This is a genomic window from Sandaracinaceae bacterium, assembly GCA_016706685.1.
GTDB lineage: Bacteria > Myxococcota_A > Polyangia > Polyangiales > Houyiibacteriaceae > JADJJE01.
The window spans coordinates 174,346-192,094 of record JADJJE010000013.1 but is presented as its reverse complement, the minus strand read 5'-3'; the positions used below and the strand labels follow the sequence as shown (position 1 = coordinate 192,094).

12 protein-coding genes and 1 pseudogene are annotated in these 17,749 nt (G+C 70.8%); 9 read left to right on the top strand and 4 right to left on the bottom strand.

The features are described from left to right. Window positions 1–53: 53 nt before the first annotated feature. From IPI43_17080 to IPI43_17070, 3 genes are read left to right on the top strand one after another with little or no spacing between them, the layout of a single operon-like run. The gene (locus IPI43_17080) at window positions 54–2,159 is read left to right on the top strand and encodes a serine/threonine protein kinase (GenBank protein ID MBK7775820.1); all 2,106 of its coding nucleotides are present in this window, start codon (window positions 54–56) and stop codon (window positions 2,157–2,159) included. Window positions 2,160–2,192: 33 nt separating this feature from the next. Continuing rightward, complete coding sequence (locus IPI43_17075; protein ID MBK7775819.1) at window positions 2,193–3,014, top strand: hypothetical protein; 822 nt, start codon at window positions 2,193–2,195, stop codon at window positions 3,012–3,014. Window positions 3,015–3,024: 10 nt separating this feature from the next. Then, the gene (locus IPI43_17070; protein MBK7775818.1) at window positions 3,025–3,654 is read left to right on the top strand and encodes a DUF3105 domain-containing protein; all 630 of its coding nucleotides are present in this window, start codon (window positions 3,025–3,027) and stop codon (window positions 3,652–3,654) included. A gap of 24 nt (window positions 3,655–3,678) precedes the next feature. Here IPI43_17070 and IPI43_17065 read toward each other — a convergent pair whose 3' ends face one another. Further along, complete coding sequence (locus IPI43_17065) at window positions 3,679–4,845, bottom strand: sulfotransferase (GenBank protein MBK7775817.1); 1,167 nt, start codon at window positions 4,843–4,845, stop codon at window positions 3,679–3,681. Window positions 4,846–5,006: 161 nt separating this feature from the next. Here IPI43_17065 and IPI43_17060 point away from each other — a divergent pair, with 161 nt between their 5' ends. After that, window positions 5,007–7,010: a hypothetical protein gene (locus IPI43_17060; protein MBK7775816.1), complete on the top strand. Its 2,004-nt coding sequence runs from the start codon at window positions 5,007–5,009 to the stop codon at window positions 7,008–7,010. 7 nt (window positions 7,011–7,017) lie between these two features. Here IPI43_17060 and IPI43_17055 read toward each other — a convergent pair whose 3' ends face one another. Further along, window positions 7,018–7,389, bottom strand: coding sequence for an iron-sulfur cluster assembly accessory protein (locus IPI43_17055; GenBank protein MBK7775815.1), 372 nt, complete (start codon window positions 7,387–7,389; stop codon window positions 7,018–7,020). Between the two features lie 106 nt (window positions 7,390–7,495). Between IPI43_17055 and IPI43_17050 the strand changes: the two are divergent. After that, window positions 7,496–10,203, top strand: a pseudogene (locus tag IPI43_17050) (hypothetical protein). Window positions 10,204–10,426: 223 nt separating this feature from the next. On the opposite strand, the gene IPI43_17045 reads toward IPI43_17050, so the two are convergent. Both IPI43_17045 and IPI43_17040 read right to left on the bottom strand, forming a co-directional pair. Then, window positions 10,427–11,284 carry a glycerophosphodiester phosphodiesterase gene (locus IPI43_17045; protein ID MBK7775814.1) on the bottom strand — a complete coding sequence of 286 codons (858 nt, stop codon included), beginning with the start codon at window positions 11,282–11,284 and terminating at the stop codon, window positions 10,427–10,429. Continuing rightward, window positions 11,281–12,486 carry a hypothetical protein gene (locus tag IPI43_17040; protein ID MBK7775813.1) on the bottom strand — a complete coding sequence of 402 codons (1,206 nt, stop codon included), beginning with the start codon at window positions 12,484–12,486 and terminating at the stop codon, window positions 11,281–11,283. The genes IPI43_17045 and IPI43_17040 overlap by 4 nt, the downstream gene beginning before the upstream one ends. Before the next feature lie 60 nt (window positions 12,487–12,546). Here IPI43_17040 and IPI43_17035 point away from each other — a divergent pair, with 60 nt between their 5' ends. Genes IPI43_17035 through IPI43_17020 form a run of 4 tightly spaced genes read left to right on the top strand, consistent with a single transcriptional unit; the run spans window position 12,547 to window position 17,745 of the window. Then, a complete protein-coding gene (locus tag IPI43_17035; GenBank protein ID MBK7775812.1) occupies window positions 12,547–12,978 on the top strand; it encodes a YbgC/FadM family acyl-CoA thioesterase in 432 nt (143 codons plus the stop codon). Continuing rightward, complete coding sequence (locus tag IPI43_17030; protein MBK7775811.1) at window positions 12,975–14,336, top strand: hypothetical protein; 1,362 nt, start codon at window positions 12,975–12,977, stop codon at window positions 14,334–14,336. Before IPI43_17035 ends, IPI43_17030 begins: the two co-directional genes overlap by 4 nt. After that, window positions 14,333–16,915 (top strand): hypothetical protein, encoded by a 2,583-nt coding sequence (locus IPI43_17025; GenBank protein ID MBK7775810.1) that lies wholly within the window; start codon window positions 14,333–14,335, stop codon window positions 16,913–16,915. The genes IPI43_17030 and IPI43_17025 overlap by 4 nt, the downstream gene beginning before the upstream one ends. After that, window positions 16,912–17,745 (top strand): SDR family oxidoreductase, encoded by an 834-nt coding sequence (locus IPI43_17020; protein ID MBK7775809.1) that lies wholly within the window; start codon window positions 16,912–16,914, stop codon window positions 17,743–17,745. The genes IPI43_17025 and IPI43_17020 overlap by 4 nt, the downstream gene beginning before the upstream one ends. Window positions 17,746–17,749: the final 4 nt, after the last annotated feature.

Here is a 17,749-nt window from a genome sequence, read left to right as displayed (position 1 = left end):
GGTGCAGGATGGCGCAGGATGACGGCTTCCCCTGGCCGCGTCAGCGACCCCACATGAAGCAACACCCCATGAGCGACGCCGCGCAGCTTTCCCTCGACAACGTCCTCCGGACGCTCGCGGTCGACGCCGACACCATCCAGCGGGCGCCCTCGCGGACCATCGAGCCGGCGCTGCTGCCGGACGAGGCCGCCAAGCGCGCGCTCGAGCTGCTGCAGTCCATCACGCCTGCTGGCGTGCGCGGGCGCAGCGTGCACGTGGGGGACCTGCTGGGTCAGGGCGGCATGGGCGAGGTGCTGCTGGCCGACCAGGTGTCCATGGGCCGCAAGGTGGCCGTGAAGCGCCTCAAGCGTGAGGCCACCACCGAGGCCAACACCATCAAGCTGCTGCAGGAGGCCTGGGTCACGGGCTACATGGAGCACCCCAACATCATCCCCGTGTACGACATCACGGTGGACGAGTCGGGCACGCCGCTCATCCTGCTCATGCGCATCGAGGGGACCCAGTGGGGTCACCTCATGGACGACCCCGAGACGGTGCGCGAGCGCTTCAACAACAGCGACCTGCTCGAGTGGAACCTGCGCGTGCTCATGCAGGTGTGCGACGCGGTCCACTTCGCGCACACGCGCGGCATCATCCACCGCGACCTCAAGCCCGAGAACATCATGATCGGGGAGCTGGGCGAGGTCTACGTGGTGGACTGGGGCATCGCCGTGAGCATGCGCATCGAGCACACCGGCCGCATCCCGCTCGCGCGGCACGCCACGCAGATGGCGGGCACGCCTTGCTACATGGCGCCCGAGATGCTGGGCGGTGAGAAGAGCATGCTCAGCGAGCGCACCGACGTGTACCTGCTGGGCGCCATGCTCTTCGAGATGCTGGCCGGCACGGTGCCGCACAGCGGCAAGAAGCTGCCGGACATCATCGCCAGCATCATCTCGTCGCCACCGCCCATCCCAGACGGCGTGCCGCACGAGCTGGGGCGCATCTGCCGGCGGGCCATGGACGCGGACCCGAAGGCGCGCTTCGAGTCGGCGCTGCAGTTCAAGCTGGCGCTCGAGAGCTTCCTGCGGCACCGCGGCTCGCGGCAGCTGGCGCGTCAGGCTGCCGGCCGCTTGCGCGAGATGCTGCGCGAGCTGGAGCGCCCCGGCGCCGACGACGGCGACGACGAGCGCCACCTGCACCTGCACAACATGTTCGCGGAGTGCCGCTTCGCCTTCCGCGAGTCCCTCAAGGAGTGGCCCGACAACGGCGCCGCCATCGAAGGCATTCGGCGCGCCACCGCCGCCATGGTGGAGTACGAGCTGCGCCTGGGCGACGCGAAGGCCGCGGCCACGCTGCTGAGCGGGCTCGAGCAGCCACCCGCCGAGCTGCGCCAGCGCGTGGAGGAGGCGCAGCTGCACAAGGTGGCCGAGGCCCGCCGCGTGAGCGAGATCGTGCGCGACAACGGCTCCGCCACGGGCGCCCGCACGCGCGTGCTGCTGGGCTTGATCATGGGCGTGAGCTGGACCCTGAGCCCGCTGGCGCTGAACCGCTGGCTGCCCAACCTGACGGGGCTCTCGCGCGAGACGCACCTCGGGCTGATCTACTCCACGGGCGCGTTCCTGCTGGTGGGCATCGGCTTCGCGTGGTGGGCGCGCGACTCCATGACCAAGACCAAGCTCAACCGTCAGCTCATGGCCACGGTCATGTTCACCATGATGTCGCAGATGGTCATGAACCTGGTCTGCGGCGTCATGCAGGTGCCTGTCGAGACCACCATGGTGCTGAACTTCTTCCTGTGGTTCGCCATCACGGGGATGATCTCGCTCCTGGTGGAGCAGCGCTTCTGGGTGTCCACGCTGGGCTACTTCGTGGCGCTGTTCACCGTGGCGTTCCTGCCCGCGTCCCGTTACTGGGTCATGAGCGCGAGCCACCTGGTGCTGACCGCCAACGTGCTGATCATGTGGGGCCCCACGGCGCTCGAGCTCATCCGCCGCGGCGAGGACGCGCCGCCCTACCCGAAGCTGCCCGAGCTGGACGGCAGCCTGGTGCGCAGCGGGCTGACCAGCCTGCGCGACATGGCCGCGGCAGCCGACCACCACGCCCGCAAGAGCACGGTCTCGGAGGAGGTCCCCATCGAGGATCTGCCGCCTCCGGTGCGCCGCGACCCGCCGGGTTGACTCGCGTGAAATTGCCGTTCTATGTTCCGCGCGATGAGTCTCCTCGCGGAACACCCGGGTAAGCGCGCCGTCGAGCGCTATTGGCTGATGTACACGCCCGTGTGGGGGGCCATCAGCGCCGTGGTGATGGTGGGCGGCCTGGCCGACACCTGGGGCGACCTCGAGTGCATGATCTACGGCGTGGTGCTGATGCTGGGCGCCATCGTGCCGCCCGTGCTCATGCGCCCGCCCGAAGAGCGCGCGCGGCCGCTGCTGCAGACCACCAGCGTGAAGTACGGGGTGAGCGTGACCGGGCTCGCGTTCGCGCTGAACTACAGCCAGACGCCGTACTTCTACGACGTACTGCACATGCACTACGGGTTCAACACGCACATCAACATCCAGAACAACCCGGTGTTCTTGTACTTCGTGAGCGTGGCCTACTTCAGCACCTACGCCACGCTGTGCTGCATCTCGTTCCGCTTCCTGCGGCAGCGCTTCGGCACCGGCCCGCTGGGCGCGCTCGCGTGGATCGCCGCGCCCATGGCCATGGCCTTCCTCGAGACCGCCATGAACGCCAACCCGTTCATCGCCACGCTGTTCTGCTACGACGACCTGGGCCTGGTGCTGACCTTCGGGACGTTCAGCTACGGCACCGCGTTCGTGTTCGCGCTGCCCATGTGGATGAACATCGACGAGCGCCCCGGCGACAACCCGAGCGCGGCCACCGTGATGATCTGGCTGGGCGCGGCCATGTACGCCGACGTGCTGGCGCTGGACTTGCTGCGCTACCACGTGGCGCCGCACTTCACCGAAGTGGTCCCGCACGCCAACGGCCTGCGCGACTTTGCGGGCAGCTGCCTGGTCCCGCGCTAGGCTCCCCCGCATGTTGACCCCCCCGCGGCCCTTGTACCTCTCGCTGCTGCTTCTCGCGGCCTGCACCAGTCCGGAGGGCACCCCCACTCGCTTCGACGAGGTCACCACGCACCCCGACGCGCCGCCCATCGCGCCCTTCGAGACGTGCAGCGTGTACACGGCGCGCGAGACGGTCACCTCGTTCAACCACGAGTTCGTGTGCTCCGAGCTCACGCACACCAGCTACCCGCCCGTGGGCGGCGACCACTACCCCATCTGGGCGGCCTACCAGGAGTACGAGGCGCCGGTGCCGTGGGGCTTCCTGCTGCACGCCATGGAGCACGGGGCCGTGGTGGTGGCGTACCGCTGCGAAGACGAGGCCAGCTGCACGCTGGCCGACGAGCTGCGCGCGATCCTGGACGAGCGCCCGGACGACCCGCGCTGCGCCGGCCAGGCCACCCGCAACCGCATGATCCTGGTGCCCGACCCGGACCTGGACCAGCCCATCGCCGCCGTGGCGTGGGGCCGCATGTACCTGGCGACGTGCCTGGACTCGGCGTCCCTGCACGCCTTCATCGACGCGGCCTACGGCAACGCCCGCGAAGACCTGTGCAATGCCGGCATGGACGGGTCGGCAGCCGGCTGGTGCGCCGCGCCTTGACCCACGTGGCAACCCGCGCCGTGCTCAGCGCTTGAAACCGAAGCGCTCGCAGAAGCGCTTGGCGCCTGCGTAGACCTCGTCACGGGTGAGCCCGAAGTCTTCGAGCGTGTACTCGTGGGCGCTCTCGTAGCAGCGCTGGGCGTGCGTGAAGTCGTAGAGGTCCTGCTTGAACGACGGGGACATCTCGATGCCCAGCCAGTCGTAGATGCGGTGGACCTCTTCGTCCGGGTCCTGGGTGAGCTCGTCGTAGCGCACCACCAGGATCTGGTTGGGACCCAGGTCGTCCAGCAGGCCGAGGGCGTAGTCGTAGTAGTCGTACGCCAGCTGCACCAGCTGCTGGGCCTCGGGGCCGTCCTTCTGGATCTCGGGCGTGTGCGAGACCCACTTCTCCCACCACATGCTCAGGAACGAAGGCAGCGCCTCGGCCGGGTCGCGCACCAGGTACAGGAAGCGCGCGTCGGGCATGCGCTCCACCACCGAGCGCACGCGCGGGGTGAAGAAGACGTTCTTGTTGATGAAGCGCTTGTCCGGGGCGGTGGCGAAGAGGTGACGCTTGATGCTCGCCTCGTAGAAGTCCATGAACCGCGCGCGGAACTCCGGGTCCATGCGATCGAAGAAGCGCATGCTGTTGAGCTCTTCGGTGTACGGGACCAGCAGGTTGACCGTGATGGAGGTCATCCCGAGCGCCCAGGTGGCCTCGTCCTCCTCGTGCTGGTCGATGCCCAGCTTGTGGATGCCGTCCCAGCCCGTGAACATGAGCGCGTTCACCTGGTCGATGGCGGCCTGCATGGGGTGCAGGGGCAGCTTGTCGTCCAGCCGGCCGAGGGCCTGCAGGCCGCGCTGCACGGAGACGTTGTTCAGCGAGCTCTGATAGAGCTTCATGCCGCTGAAGGTCTCTTCGTCGATGGTCATCAGGCGGTGCAGCATGGTGGTGCCGCTGCGCGCGTTGCCGATGATGAACACGGGCTCACGGATGGGCTGGTCACGCCAGCCGGGGTGCAGCTTGTCGTCGAGCGCGGTAGCCGCCTTCATCCCAGAAGCGACGGTGGCGTAGATGGACGAGAACAGCGCCCAGGTGGGCAGCCGGCGCAGGCGCATGTGGCGCTTGAAAGCGGCCTTCACCTCCGCCAGGCCCGGGGCGTAGATCGGAAGCAGTCCGTACTCGGGATCGTGGGGGTTCGAAGGCCGCATGGTCCGGGTCACATGTCCGTAGCTAGGGGCAGCTAGAGCGGCCGAGGCTTTGGGGGGCGCCGACATTTGGCCCGCATGTACCCATGAAGCGGGGGGGTGGTCAATGCGGGCGTGGGCGCGGATCCCACCGCCGGGGAACCGCGGCCTGCTATCTTGCCGTCGTGCGGTCGCGGTCGAGATGGGCGTTGCTCGGTTCGCTGGTGTCGGTGGTGGCCACCATCGGGACGCTGGCCTGCCTGCGGCGTACGGCCCCCCTCACGCTGCCCGGCGTGACCGATCCGGGCGTGGCGACGGTCGATGGAACCGAACCGGAGTCGGGTGGGGAGGACGACCAGCCCATCGACTTCCTCCCCCGCATCGACTCCAGCGGCGACTGGGCGCGGCTGGCCACGCGGCCCGAGTCGCACGTGGTGGCGCACACCGAGACGGTGAAGTTCGTGATCGACATGGAGGCCGACGACCGGGTGTACTTCCTCCAGTCGGAGCGCTGGGACCTGCACTTCGCCTTCGTGCAGCACTTCATCGACCCGCGCGCGGACCACGGCCGCTTCAACATCAGCGAGTACCGGCGCGACGACCGGCGCTTCCTGCTGGGGTCGCTCATGCACTACCAGGACGGCGACCACTTCACGCTCGAGCTGGTGGCCGGTGACACCATGTCCGGGGAGCGCATCGCCAAGGTGTTCGCGTTGGTGCGAGGGCGGGTCTACTTCGGCGACCAGCTGCGCTTTCGGCCGATCTCGCCGCTGCACGAGCGCAGCATCGCCGGGCTGGGCAACCGGGTGCCGGTGCTGCCGGCCGACGCGGTGAACGCCTCGGTGCGCTACCAGCCGCTGGTGCTGGGGGTGGCGTTCGGCGTGCTGCGCATCGTGCGTGGGGAGCTCGACCCCTCGAGCGTGCGGCCGAACGAGATCCTGGTGACCGAGACGGTGCCGGAGGAGATGCCCCCGGTGTCGGCGCTGGTGACCAGCCAGCTGCAGGCGCCGCTGGCCCACGTGGCGGTGCTCAGCCGCAACCGGAACACCCCGGACATGGCGCTGCGCGGGGCGGCCGACTTGCCGGAGGTGCAGGCGCTCGAGGGGCGCATCGTGCGGCTGAGCGTGGGCGCGCAGGAGTACACGCTGCGCGAGGCCAACCGGTCGGATGCGGAGGCGGCTTGGGCCGCAGCGCGGCCGTCGCAACCATTCCGCCCCACGGCCAACACCCAGCTGCGCACCATCCGGCCCGTGTGCGGGTGCGAGGCCGAGTACGCGGGCGCGAAGGCGGCCCAGCTGAGCGAGCTGTGTGCTCTCGGAGGCCTGGGGGTCCCGCCGGGCTTCGTGGTGCCCTTCGCCGAGTACGCCGCGCACCTGGCCCGCGTGCGCAGGCCAACGCAGCTGCGCGCCATGCTGCAAGCGGAGCCGTTCCGGACGGACGCGAGCGAGCGCGCACGCCAGCTGGCCGCCCTGCGCGAGGCCATGGCGGCTGCCCCCGTGGACCCGCGGCTGCTCACGCAGGTGCGCGCGCAGCTCACGCGCTTGGGCCGGAGCGAGCGCTACATCTTCCGCAGCAGCACCAACGCGGAGGACTTGGCGGGCTTCAACGGGGCGGGTCTCTACGAGAGCATCGTCGTCCCGGGCGACGCCAGCCCGGAGGTGGTGGCCAACGCTCTCCGCCGCGTGTGGGCCAGCGTGTGGCTGCAGCGCGCTTACGAAGAGCGCGACTGGTTCCGCATCGCGCACGACGCGGTGGCCATGGCCGTGCTGGTGCAGCCCTTCGTGGCCAACGTGGTGGCCAACGGCGTGGCCATCACGCGCAACCCCTATGATGAAGCGCGCCCGGGCGTGTTCATCAACACGCAGGTGACCGGCGCCACCGTGACGGGCGCGCAGGGCAACGAGCTGCCGGAGCAGTTCTTGGTCTACCACTGGGCCGAGGAGCTCGAGCCCGAGCTGCTGAGCCGCAGCTCCATGACCGGCGGCGCGCCCATCCTGAGCGAGGCCGAGGTCATGGCGCTCACGCACCAGCTCATGCGCATCCACAACAACATGGCGCCTCGCCACGCCGGCATGGCCAACGCCATGGACGTGGAGTTCCTGCTCACGCGCGACCGGCGCTTCGTGTTCGTGCAGGCGCGCCCCTTCAACGTGGTCTACGCGGCCGGGCAGCGCTGGCGCACGCCCTGAGCGGCGCTCACGCCACGTCGAAGGACTCGCCGCAGCCGCAGTCGTTCTTGGCGTTGGGGTTGATCCACTTGAAACCGTAGCCCATCAGGCGCCGCTCCCAGTCGAGCGTGGAGCCCTTGAGCACCTCGATGCTCTTCTGGTCCACCACCACGTGCAGCCCGTCGAAGTGATAGACGAGGTCTTTGTCGGCGCGGATCTTGGTGGCGTAGTCGATGACGTAGCTGTAGCCCGCGCAGCCACCCCCCTTGACCCCGAGCCGCAGCCCATAGACGGGCTCGCCCGCGTCCAGCAGCTTGGCCTTGGCCATCTCGACGGCCTTGGGCGTCAGGGTCAGGCGGGGATCGGCGTAGGTGACGCCCTCGGGCAGAGGCAGGGTCATGGTCCAGGCAACATACGGCCCGGCCCCCGGAACCGCCAGCCCCGGGAGCTGCCAGCCCTCACGCAGGGACTTTCGGAGAGGGCGGTCCACCAGGCATGCTGTGGGGATGCATCGTCGTTGGGGACTCGCCCTCGTTCTGTTGTGCTCGCTGCCCTCTCTCGCGCTCTCCATGAAGGCGCACGCGCAGCGCGAGTACCGGCTGTTCGAGTCGGACCCCGTCCGCCCGATGGCGCTCTCGCCGGATGGGACGCAGCTGTACGTGGTGAACACGCCCGATGCCCGCCTCGAGGTGTTCGGGATCTCGCCTGCGGGCCTCGCCCACCAAGCCTCGGTGCGGGTGGGGCTCGAGCCCGTGGCCGTGAACGTGGGGCCCGACGGTCGCATCTGGGTGGTGAATCACCTCTCGGACAGCGTGAGCCTCCTGGTGAACGAGGGGGGCGCGCTGCACGTGGGCCACACGCTGTGGGTGGGGGATGAGCCGCGCGACGTGGTCTTCGCTGGGACCCCGGCGCCGAGCGGGCCTTCCTGACCACCGCGCACCGCGGCCAGCACTCGCCCTACCCGGCCGGGGAGCCACGCACCGAAGGCATCGGACGCGCCGACGTGTGGGTCTTCGACGCGCGTGACGCGGGCACGGTGACGAGCGAACCGCAGCAGATCGTGACGCTCTTCGGCGACCGTCCACGCGCGCTGGCCGTGAGCCCCGATGGCAGCGAGGTGTACGCCGCGGTGTTCCGCTCGGGGAACCGCACCACCGTGGTGTCCGAGGGAGCGGTCTGCGATGGGGCCACGGTGGGCACCTGCTCGGTGGCCGGAGTGACCTATCCGGGCGGCCTCCCTGCGCCGCGCAGCAACCACCAGGGCACGTCGGGGCCCGAGGTGGGGCTGGTGGTCCGCTACGACGAAGGCAGCGGCCAGTGGCGCGACGAGCTTCTGCGCAACTGGAACCCCGCCGTGCGCTTCGAGCTGCCCGACTTCGACGTGTTCGCGCTGGACGCCGACGCTAGCGAAGGCGCAGTGGCCGTGACGCGGCAGGTGGCCGGCGTGGGCACCATCCTGTTCAACATGGCGGTGCACCCCACCACGGGGCGCGTCTTCGTGACCAACACCGAGGCCCGCAACGAAGTGCGCTTCGAGGGCCCGGGCACGTTCGTGCGCGAGAACGACCTGAAGCCCGCCGGTGTGCCGGCCAGCGTGCGCGGGCACCTGCACGAGGCGCGCGTCACGGTCATCGATGGAGGAAGCGTGGCGCCGCACCACCTCAACCCGCACATCCCGTACACCATGATGCCCATGCCGGCCGGCGTGGCAGAGCGCTCCTTCGCCACGCCCATGGGAGCGGCGTTCTCGGCGTCGGGTGACACGCTCTACGTGGCCGCCTTCGGGTCCAGCGCGGTCGCGGTAATCGACGTGGCCACGCTCGAGGCCGGCACCTTCAGCCCCACGCTGGGCGACCGCATCGCAGTGAGCGGAGGCGGCCCCACCTTCGTGGTGCTGGACGCGGCGGGCACGCGGGCCTTCGTGACCACGCGCTTCGACAACGGCGTGTCCACGCTGAACCTCGGGACCGGCGTGGAGACCAGCCACCTCACGCTGCACAACCCCGAGCCGCTGGCGGTGCGAAACGGGCGTCGCTTCCTGTACGACGCGCAGCTCACCTCGAGCAACGGCGAGGCGTCGTGCGGGAGCTGCCACGTCTTCGGCGACCTGGACGATCTAGCGTGGGACCTCGGCGACCCGGACGGCGACGTGCTGGCGAGCTACAACCCCGCCGGGCCGCTCGGTGTCAACGTGCCGTTCCACCCGCTGAAGGGGCCCATGACCACGCAGTCGCTGCGCGGGATGGCCAACGGCGGGCCCATGCACTGGCGCGGGGATCGGTCCGGCGCCACGCCGTCGGCTCGTGACGCGGCCTACGACGAGCACGCGGCGTTCCGTGCGTTCAACCCTGCCTTCGAGGCGCTGGTGGGGCGAGACGAGGGCCCGCTGAGCGACGCCGACATGCAGGCCTTCGCCGACTTCGCGCTGGCGCTGACCTATCCGCCCAACCCGACGCGCGCCCTCGACAACACGCTCAGCGCCTCGGCCGCCCGCGGACTGACCACCTTCATGACGCGCAACGTGGACGCCGTGGCCACCTGCAACGGGTGCCACACCTACGACCGCGCGCGAGGCTTCTTCGGGAGCGACGGACGCACCACGTTCGAGAACGAGACCCAGGAGTTCAAGGTCGCGCACCTGCGCAACATCTACCAGAAGGTGGGCATGTTCGGGATGCCCAGCGTCCCGTTCCTGAGCGCCATCAACGCCACCGCCACGGGGCCGCAGGTGCGCGGCTTCGGCTACCTGCACGATGGGTCCATCGACACGGCGGACCACTTCTTCCACGCGTCGGTGTTCAACTTCATGAACACGGGCGAGCGCAACGACGTGGTGGACCTGATGTTGGAGTTCGACAGCGACCTCGCGCCGGTGGTCGGCCAGCAGGTCACCGTGGGGCCCGACGCCAGCATGGAAGCCACGGACCGCCTGGCAATACTGCGCGCGCGCGCGGACGCCATGCAGGTGCAGCCCGGCGGCGTGGTCCGCGAGTGCGACCTGATCGCCGGCGTGGTGCTGAGCACGGGCGAAGAGCGCGGCTTCGTGTGGGACCCGGGCCTCGGGGCCTGGCAGAGCGACCGGCTGGGCGAGCAGCTGACCCACACGGCCGTGCTGGACCTCACCGCCGACGAGGTGGTCACCTTCACCTGCATGCCGCCCCGCACGGGCTACCGCGCGGGGGTGGACCGCGACGGCGACTTCGCGCTGGACGGAGACGAGCGCGACCGCGGGACCGACCCGCTCGACCCCACCAGCTTCCCGGACGACCTGCGCATGGACGCGGGGCCGCTCCCGATGGACGCCGGGATGGACGCAGGCCTGGGCGACGCGGGCACGACGCCTCGGGGGCGCGGTGGCTGCTCGTGCCGCGTGGAGGCCCAGCACACGCCGCGCGCGGGACTCTGGGCGGGCCTGGTGCTGGCGCTGGCGCTGGGGGTCAGGCGCCGGAACCGGAGCTAGCGCGCACCTCCCGCAGCACCTCCATGAGCACCTCGGGGTGGTCGGTCATGACCGCGTCCACGCCCAGCGCGTAGAGCCGGCGCATCTCGTCCGGGTCGTCGATGGTCCACACGTGCACGTGGATGCCGTGGGCGTGCGCCGCCTCGACGAAGCGACGGTCCACCACGCGCAGCGGGCCCTGGGTCACGGGCACTTGCAGCGCGTCGAAGTCGAAGCGCGCGAAGCGGTTGACGCCGAAGCGCACGCTCAGCCAGAAGGCGAGGATGCCGCGCACACCCGGCGACGTGGGCACCACCATGCCGCGCTCCTGGCGCAGGCGACGGAAGCGCGCCGTCAGCTCGTCTTGCGCGGAGGCCACCAGCACGCGCTGCGCCACACCATGCTCGGCGATGAAGTGCGCCAGCGTCTCCACCATGTCGGGCTCGCGCTGCTTCATCTCGAGGTTGAGGCACAGGCTGGGGTGCAGCGCCAGCGCCTCCGCCAACGTGGGCACCGTGCAGCCCTGCCCGCGAAACGGAAAGGTGCGGCCGCCGTCGGCGGTGAAGCGAAAGCCTGCGTCCAGCTCGCGCAGCTCGGCCAGGGTGCGGTCCCTCACGAGGCCCACCCCGTTGGTGGTGCGCTCGAGCCCGGCGTCGTGGAAGCACACGATGTGGCCATCGCGCGTGAGGTGGAGGTCCGTCTCGATGTGCGTGTAGCCCAGCTCGAGCGCGTTGCGAAAGGCCAGGAGGGTGTTCTCGGGCCAGCGCTTCGACCCACCACGGTGGGCAAACGCATAGGGCCGCTGGCCCAGGTAGGCGGTGCGCTGACGACGGGCGGTGAGGGGTGCAGAGGTCATGGCTGGGCGCAGTCTAGTGAGGCGAAGCGAATGGGCCACGAGCCGCCCGCTTCGTCACGGTCTTGATACACCACCACGTAGCGCGCCCCGTCCCGCAGCACGTCGGCGGGCAGCGTGGCGCTGGTGCGCGTGGCGACCACGGCGTCGGGGAGGAGCGGGTCACCCATGGCGTTGCGCCGCCGCAGGAGCAGCCGGTCGCCCTCTACCAAGAGGCGCGCGGGGTCTCCACTCGGCAGCGGCGCGGGCAGCGTGGCGTCGCGCGCGAGTTCCTCGGGGGGCCCATCCAGCTGGCCAGTGGGCAGGATGCGGAACAGCAGCGGGCGCGAGAACTCGAGGGTGGCGATGGCCCACACCTGATCGCCCACGATGGCGAGCGACTCGATGTCGGCCACGTCCTCGAGGGCAGGCACCGGCACGGGGCCGCTGGGCCGCGCGAGCCACACCTGGCTGTCGGCACCCTCGGCGGCGCCCTCGCGCACGATGGCGGCGAACGACGTGTCGTCGAGGGCGACCCGCAGCAGCTGCACCGCGCGCGCGTCGTCGAGATCCACCTCGGGGCTGAGTGCATAGGCCGCGTCGAAGCGCGGGGCCTGACCCGGCGACGTGAGCAGGCGGAGGGCCAGCGGCGGCTGGCGGCCATCGGTCCAGGTGAAGACCACCTGGCCGGCAGCGGTGTTGCGGCGAAAGGCGCCGACCGCGTGCACCGGAACCGGAAGCTGGAGCTCCGTGTCGCTGGCCGCGGTCTCGCCCAGCTGCAGCACGCGGTACTGCGCGGCCCCTGTGGGACCCGCAGGGCCGGCCACCAGCGCGACGATGCCAGCGCCCGTGCTGACCGCCGCTTCGATGCGCACTTCGAGGGGCCGCCGGGTGCGCACGCCGAACTCCGGGGTCAGCCGGACCAGCTCGGTGGTGGCGGTCTCGACCAAGAGCGAGAGCCCCTCGGTGCCAGGCGCTGGCTGGGCCGCGCCCGTGAGGAGCGTCAGGCGCTGCACGCGCTCGGGGGCCACGATCGTGGCGAGCGGCGTGACTCGGCACGCGCTGTCCGGAGGCGTGCTGGGCCGGGCGGTCAGGGACGGCGGCGTGGCCTCCTGCGGGCGCGGGGTCTGCGGGTCCGCGAGAGGATCGGCCGCGGGGGGGGGCGGGTCACCGCAGCCGAAGAGCCCGAGGGCGAGCGCGACCACCAAGGCCACCTGGCGCGGCATCCGTGCCGGCCCTCGCGCACACGAGATGCGGTTGTCCGTCGCGCCTGATATATCCGCCCGATGGTGCAAGCCCCGCACGTCCACGCGGTTCAGGTCTACTACGAGGACACGGATCATTCCGGGGTCGTCTATCACGCCAACTACTTGAAGTATTTCGAGCGCGCGCGCGAGCACTTCCTGGGTGTGTCCGAGCTGGTGGGCCTGTGGGAGACCGAGGGCGTGGGCTTCGTGGTCTACAAGGCCGAGATGACGTTCCGCGAAGGCGCGGTCTTCGGAGACGCCCTCGAGATCCACACGCGCGTGGAGCGCGAGTCGGACTACCGGCTGGTCTTCCATCAGGACGTCCACCGGCGCACCGATGGCAAACGCTTGGTGGAAGGCAAGGTGCAGCTGGTGTGCGTGAACCGCGAGAAGAAGCTGGTCATGCTGCCGCTGATGGTGCTGGCACGCCTCACCGGAGCGCCGGGTGAGACCCCCCGAGGACCCGCGTGAGAGGCGACCGCGACAAGCCTGGCGAGGGCAGCGAAGACACCGAAGCGCGACGGCGCCGGCGCGGGGCCCGGTTGGGGCGCGAAGAAGAAGAGGCGCTGCTGGCGGAGGCTCCCAGCCACCTGGAGGACCCGTCCTCGGGGCGGAACCTGGCCATCCTCGTCGGATGCCCCACCGTGCTGGTCGTCTTGCTGTGCCTCGGAGGGGGCCTGGCGTGGCACTTCGCGAGCGGCTTCACGGGCTCTGCAGAAGACCCGACCGCGACCGGCGATGAAGACCCCGACCACCCCCTGGGCGCCCCGGTGCCGCCGCCACCACCGCCGCCACCGCCGCCCCCGGGCCTCGCGGGCACCGGCGACCCCGCGCAGGCCGCCATGCGTCCGCGCTACCGGCCGGGACCGTACGTCACCGTGCAGGGCCTGCTTCCCAGCGGGCTCACCAACCAGGGCCGCCTGACCAACGATCAGCGCCAGGGTCGCACCGTGGAGACCCCGTGGATCGTCCCCGGGGCCGAGCTGAGGGCGGCCAACATGCCAGCGCCCACTGGGCCGTCGGCGCCATCGCTGCGCATCGAGGGTGTGCTGGCCCAGCCGCTGACCGTCATCCCGGGATCGCCCTCGGAGCTGTCCATCGTGGCGGGGCCCGGCGAGGGGAGCGAGGGCGGCGTGCAGGCGCTGATCGTCTCGTTCGACGGCTACCCCGGACACTTCTGGCTGCCTGCCGTGGTGGACAGCGAGCTCGGCCAGGTGCGCGTGACCGGCATCGACGCGGCGGCGTTCCGCTTCGGTATCGACGCCCCCATCGGGCCAGGCGGCGCGCCGCTCACCGACAAGCCGTACCTGGACGTGGTGATGCGCGTGGCCTCGGTGGACGAGAGCGGTCGCATCTCGGACGCCGCGCCGCGCACCGTGCGGGTGATGACGCTGGGCACGGGCGACGTGGAGGTGACGCTCTCCATGTCCACGGCCACCGATCTCGACCTCTACGTGGTGGAGGGCACGGGCACGATGATCTACTACGGCAACACCACGTCTCCATCGGGCGGACACCTGGACCTGGACGCCAACGCAGCCTGCGGCAACCAGATGGGCGTCAACGCCGAGCACATCTTCTGGAGCGCAGGGCAGGCCCCCGCCGGCACCTATCAGGTGCGCGTGGCGCACTACCGCAACTGCCTCGGGGTGGCACCGGTGGACTACACGGTGACCGTGCGCAACTGCGGCGAGACCGCTGTCTTCAGCGGACGCTTCGATGGCGCGGGCGTGAGCGAGACGTGCAGCCAGGAGCCCGGCGCGCAGCGCGGCTGGTGTCAGACGGTGGTGAACTTCGACGTGTCCCCGTGCCAGACTGCCGCTCCATGAACGACCACCACGCATGCTGCGCGCACCGGCGCGGCGGGCTCGCGCACGGCGCGGAATTCGCTTCGGCCAACGCCACGGCCCACTACCCGCCCGACCTGCGCCTCGTGCCGCAGCACCTGGACATCTCAGTGCACGTCCACGTGGACGTGCGGGCGCTGGACGTGAGCGTGGCCACCCGCGTGCGGGCCCAGGTGGAGGGCGCGGCGGAGCTCACGCTGAACGGCATCGGCTTCCTGGACCTCGTGGTCACTGGCGCGCGGCATCGCTACGACGGTCAGCGCATCGCGCTGGTGTTCGACCCCCCGCTAAAGCGCGACGAAGAGCGCGTGGTCACGGTGCGCTACCGTGTGGAGTCGCCGGCGAGCGGCGTGCTCTTCTCCGGGCCCGTGCCGCACCGGCCCAACGCGGCGCGCTACGCCGTGACCGACCACGAGACGGAGCGCGCGCGTCATTGGCTGGCCTGTGTGGACCTGCCCGCCGTGCGCACCTCGCTCACTTGGCGGCTGCGCGTCCCGGCCGGCTTCACCGCGCTGGCCAACGGGGCCCACGCGGGCGACGCGCCTCATGACGACGGCACCAAGACCACGCGCTACGAGCTGGAGACGCTGTGCCCCAGCTACCTGGCCTGCTTTGCCGTGGGCGAATTCGTGCGCGCCGACGGCGAGCCCGTGGGAGAGATCCCCGTGGCCGCGTTCGCCGCTGCGCCCTTCGACGCCGCCATGCTCACGCGCAGCTTCGGCCGCACCAGCGAGATGCTGACGTGGATGCAGACCGTGCTGGGCCCCTACCCGTTCCCCAAGTACTTCCAGTTCGCGGCCGAGGGCATCGGCGGCGCCATGGAGAACATCTCGCTGGTGTCGTGGGACGACCGCTTCCTGCTGGACGAGGCGCTGGCCACGGAAGAAGCGCTGCTGGTGGACATCATCAACGTGCACGAGATGGCGCACTCCTGGTTCGGCGATGACGTGGTGGTGCGCGACCACAGTCACGCGTGGCTCAAGGAGAGCTGGGCCACGTACATGGAGACGTGTTGGTGGGAGCACCGGCACGGGCGCGCGGCGCTCGAGTACGACCTCTACCGCTGCCAGAAGGCCTACTTCGGCGAGGTGAGCGAGCGCTACGCGCGGCCCATCGTGACGCGCACCTACGACTCGTCGTTCGACCTCTACGACATGCACCTCTACCCGGGCGGCGGACTGCGCCTGCACATGCTGCGCTGCCTGCTGGGAGACGACACGTTCTTCGGCGCGGTGCGGGACTACCTCGCGCGCTACAAGGGCAAGACGGTCGAGACCGACGACTTCCGGCGCGTGCTGGAGGAGCACTCGGGGCGCTCGCTGGGGCGCTTCTTCGACCAGTGGCTGCGCGCGCCGGGTCACCCGAAGCTGAAGGTGGAGGTGGCACACGACGACGCGCGGCACGAGACGCGCATCACGGTCACGCAGGGCCAGCGGGACGAGAAGCTGGGCATCCCACTCTTCGCGTTCGCGCTGCCCGTGGAGATCACCACCGCCGAGCGCACGTTCACGGTCACGCTGGCCATCGAGGAGGCGCGCCACGTGTTGCTGCTGCCGCTCGACGCGCCGGCCACGCGCGTGCGCATCGACCCGGCGTTCACGGCCCTGTTCGAGCTCGAGTGGGAGCCCGGCGCGCCCGCCTTGCAGGCGCAGCTGGTGCAGGCCGATGACGTGCGCGGACGCATCCTGGCCGCGCACGCCCTGGTGAAGACGGGGCACGCGCGGGACACGCAGGCGGTCGTCGCGGCGTTCGAAGCGGAGCCGTTCTGGGGCGTGCGCTGCGAGTGGGCCGACGCGCTGGGCGACGCGCAGACCGGGGTGGCGCTCGACGGGCTGCTCACGCTGGCCGGGACTCACACGGACCCGCTCAGCCTGGCCGCGCTGCTGCGGCAGCTGGGCCGCTACCGGGACGCGCGCATCGTGGCGTGCCTGACCGCGCGGCTGCGTGAAGGGCTTCCCCCGCGTGCCCACGAGGCCGCGCTGGACGCGCTGGGCGCTCAGCGCGCGCTGGCCCCGGGCGACACGCTCACCACCCACGCGCACGTGCCGGGTCACGGCGGCTTCGCTCAGCGCGGGGCGCTGCGCGGCTTGGGCAAGAGCCATCACCGCAGCGCACGCGAGCCACTGCAGGAGGCGCTGCGCCCGGGGGTGCTCCACGACCTGGTGCGCGTGGCCGCCGCCGAGGGGCTGGGCGAGCTGACCCCTCACCTCGAGCGACACGAGCAAGCGCCCGCGAAGGAAGCCCTCGAGGACGCGCTGCGCGACCCGCACGCGCGCGTCCGGCGAGCCGCCGCCCTGGCCCTCTCGGCAGCGGGAGCCAGCGAGCGCGCCGAGGCCCTCTCCGCCTACGCGCGCACACTGCCGTACCAAGAGCGCGTGGGCATCGAGCGCCTCATCTCGAAGCTGGGCAAGCAGGACGCAGACGCTGCCGGGAAGCAGCTGGACGGGCTGCGCGACAAGCTGCGCCTGCTCGAGGAGCGCCTCTCGGTGCTGGAGGCGCGCGACGCGCCGGCGGCGCCCCCTGCCCAGGCCAACGCGGATGGCGCACGGGAGCCGAAGTGAAGCGCGACCCGTTCGACGGAAAGGTGGCGTTCATCACGGGTGCCGCGTCGGGCCTGGGTCGCGCGCTCGCCAGCGCCCTCGTGAAGCGCGGCGCCACCGTGTTGTTGGCCGACATCGAGGCCGACCTGCTGGAGCGCACGGCGTGGACGCTGGGCGGCGAGGCCAACGACGTGCACTTCTTCCCGCTGGACGTGCGCAAGAGCGGCCAGTGGGAGCACGTGGCGGCGGAGGTCTACCAGCGCTTCGACCACGTGGACTTCTTCTTCAACAACGCCGGCATCGCGGTGGCCGGGCTGGTGCGCGACACCACGCTCGAAGACTGGGAGCGGCTGTTCGAGGTGAACGTGCTGGGCGTGGTGCGCGGCGTAGACGCCTTCTACCCGCGCATGCGTGACCAGGGACACGGGCACATCATCAACACCGCCTCCATCTCGGGGCTGGTGCCCACGTCGCTGATGGCCGCCTACAGCGCCAGCAAGCATGCCGTGGTGGCGTTCAGCGAGACGCTGCGCGCCGAGGCCGAGAGCGACGGCATCGCGGTGAGCGTGGTCTGCCCGGGCATCCTGGACACGCCCATGGCGCACACCACGGAGCTGCGCGGGGCCGAGAGCGAGCCCGTGCTGAGCAAGCTGCCCGCTCCGCCCATGGCCGTGGACGAAGCCGTGGAGCAGATGCTGGCGGGCGTGGCCAAGCGCCGCGGCATCATCGTCATCCCGCGCGAGGCGAACCTGCTGTGGCGTGCGTACCGCTCGTCCCCGGAGGCCATGCTGCGCGTCAACCGCAAGACGGTGGGCTGGCTGCGCCGCTTGACGGGCGCCGACGCGAAGTAGCGGC

Excerpts from the sequence above, each read along its gene's own strand:
- IPI43_17070 (MBK7775818.1), top strand. The coding sequence starts at position 3,025 with ATGTTGACCCCCCCGCGGCCCTTGTACCTCTCGCTGCTGCTTCTCGCG.
- IPI43_17025 (MBK7775810.1), top strand. The coding sequence starts at position 14,333 with ATGAACGACCACCACGCATGCTGCGCGCACCGGCGCGGCGGGCTCGCG.
- IPI43_17075 (MBK7775819.1), top strand. The coding sequence starts at position 2,193 with ATGAGTCTCCTCGCGGAACACCCGGGTAAGCGCGCCGTCGAGCGCTAT.
- IPI43_17080 (MBK7775820.1), top strand. The coding sequence starts at position 54 with ATGAAGCAACACCCCATGAGCGACGCCGCGCAGCTTTCCCTCGACAAC.
- IPI43_17035 (MBK7775812.1), top strand. The coding sequence starts at position 12,547 with ATGGTGCAAGCCCCGCACGTCCACGCGGTTCAGGTCTACTACGAGGAC.
- IPI43_17065 (MBK7775817.1), bottom strand. The coding sequence starts at position 4,845 with ATGCGGCCTTCGAACCCCCACGATCCCGAGTACGGACTGCTTCCGATC.
- IPI43_17045 (MBK7775814.1), bottom strand. The coding sequence starts at position 11,284 with ATGACCTCTGCACCCCTCACCGCCCGTCGTCAGCGCACCGCCTACCTG.
- IPI43_17040 (MBK7775813.1), bottom strand. The coding sequence starts at position 12,486 with ATGCCGCGCCAGGTGGCCTTGGTGGTCGCGCTCGCCCTCGGGCTCTTC.
- IPI43_17055 (MBK7775815.1), bottom strand. The coding sequence starts at position 7,389 with ATGACCCTGCCTCTGCCCGAGGGCGTCACCTACGCCGATCCCCGCCTG.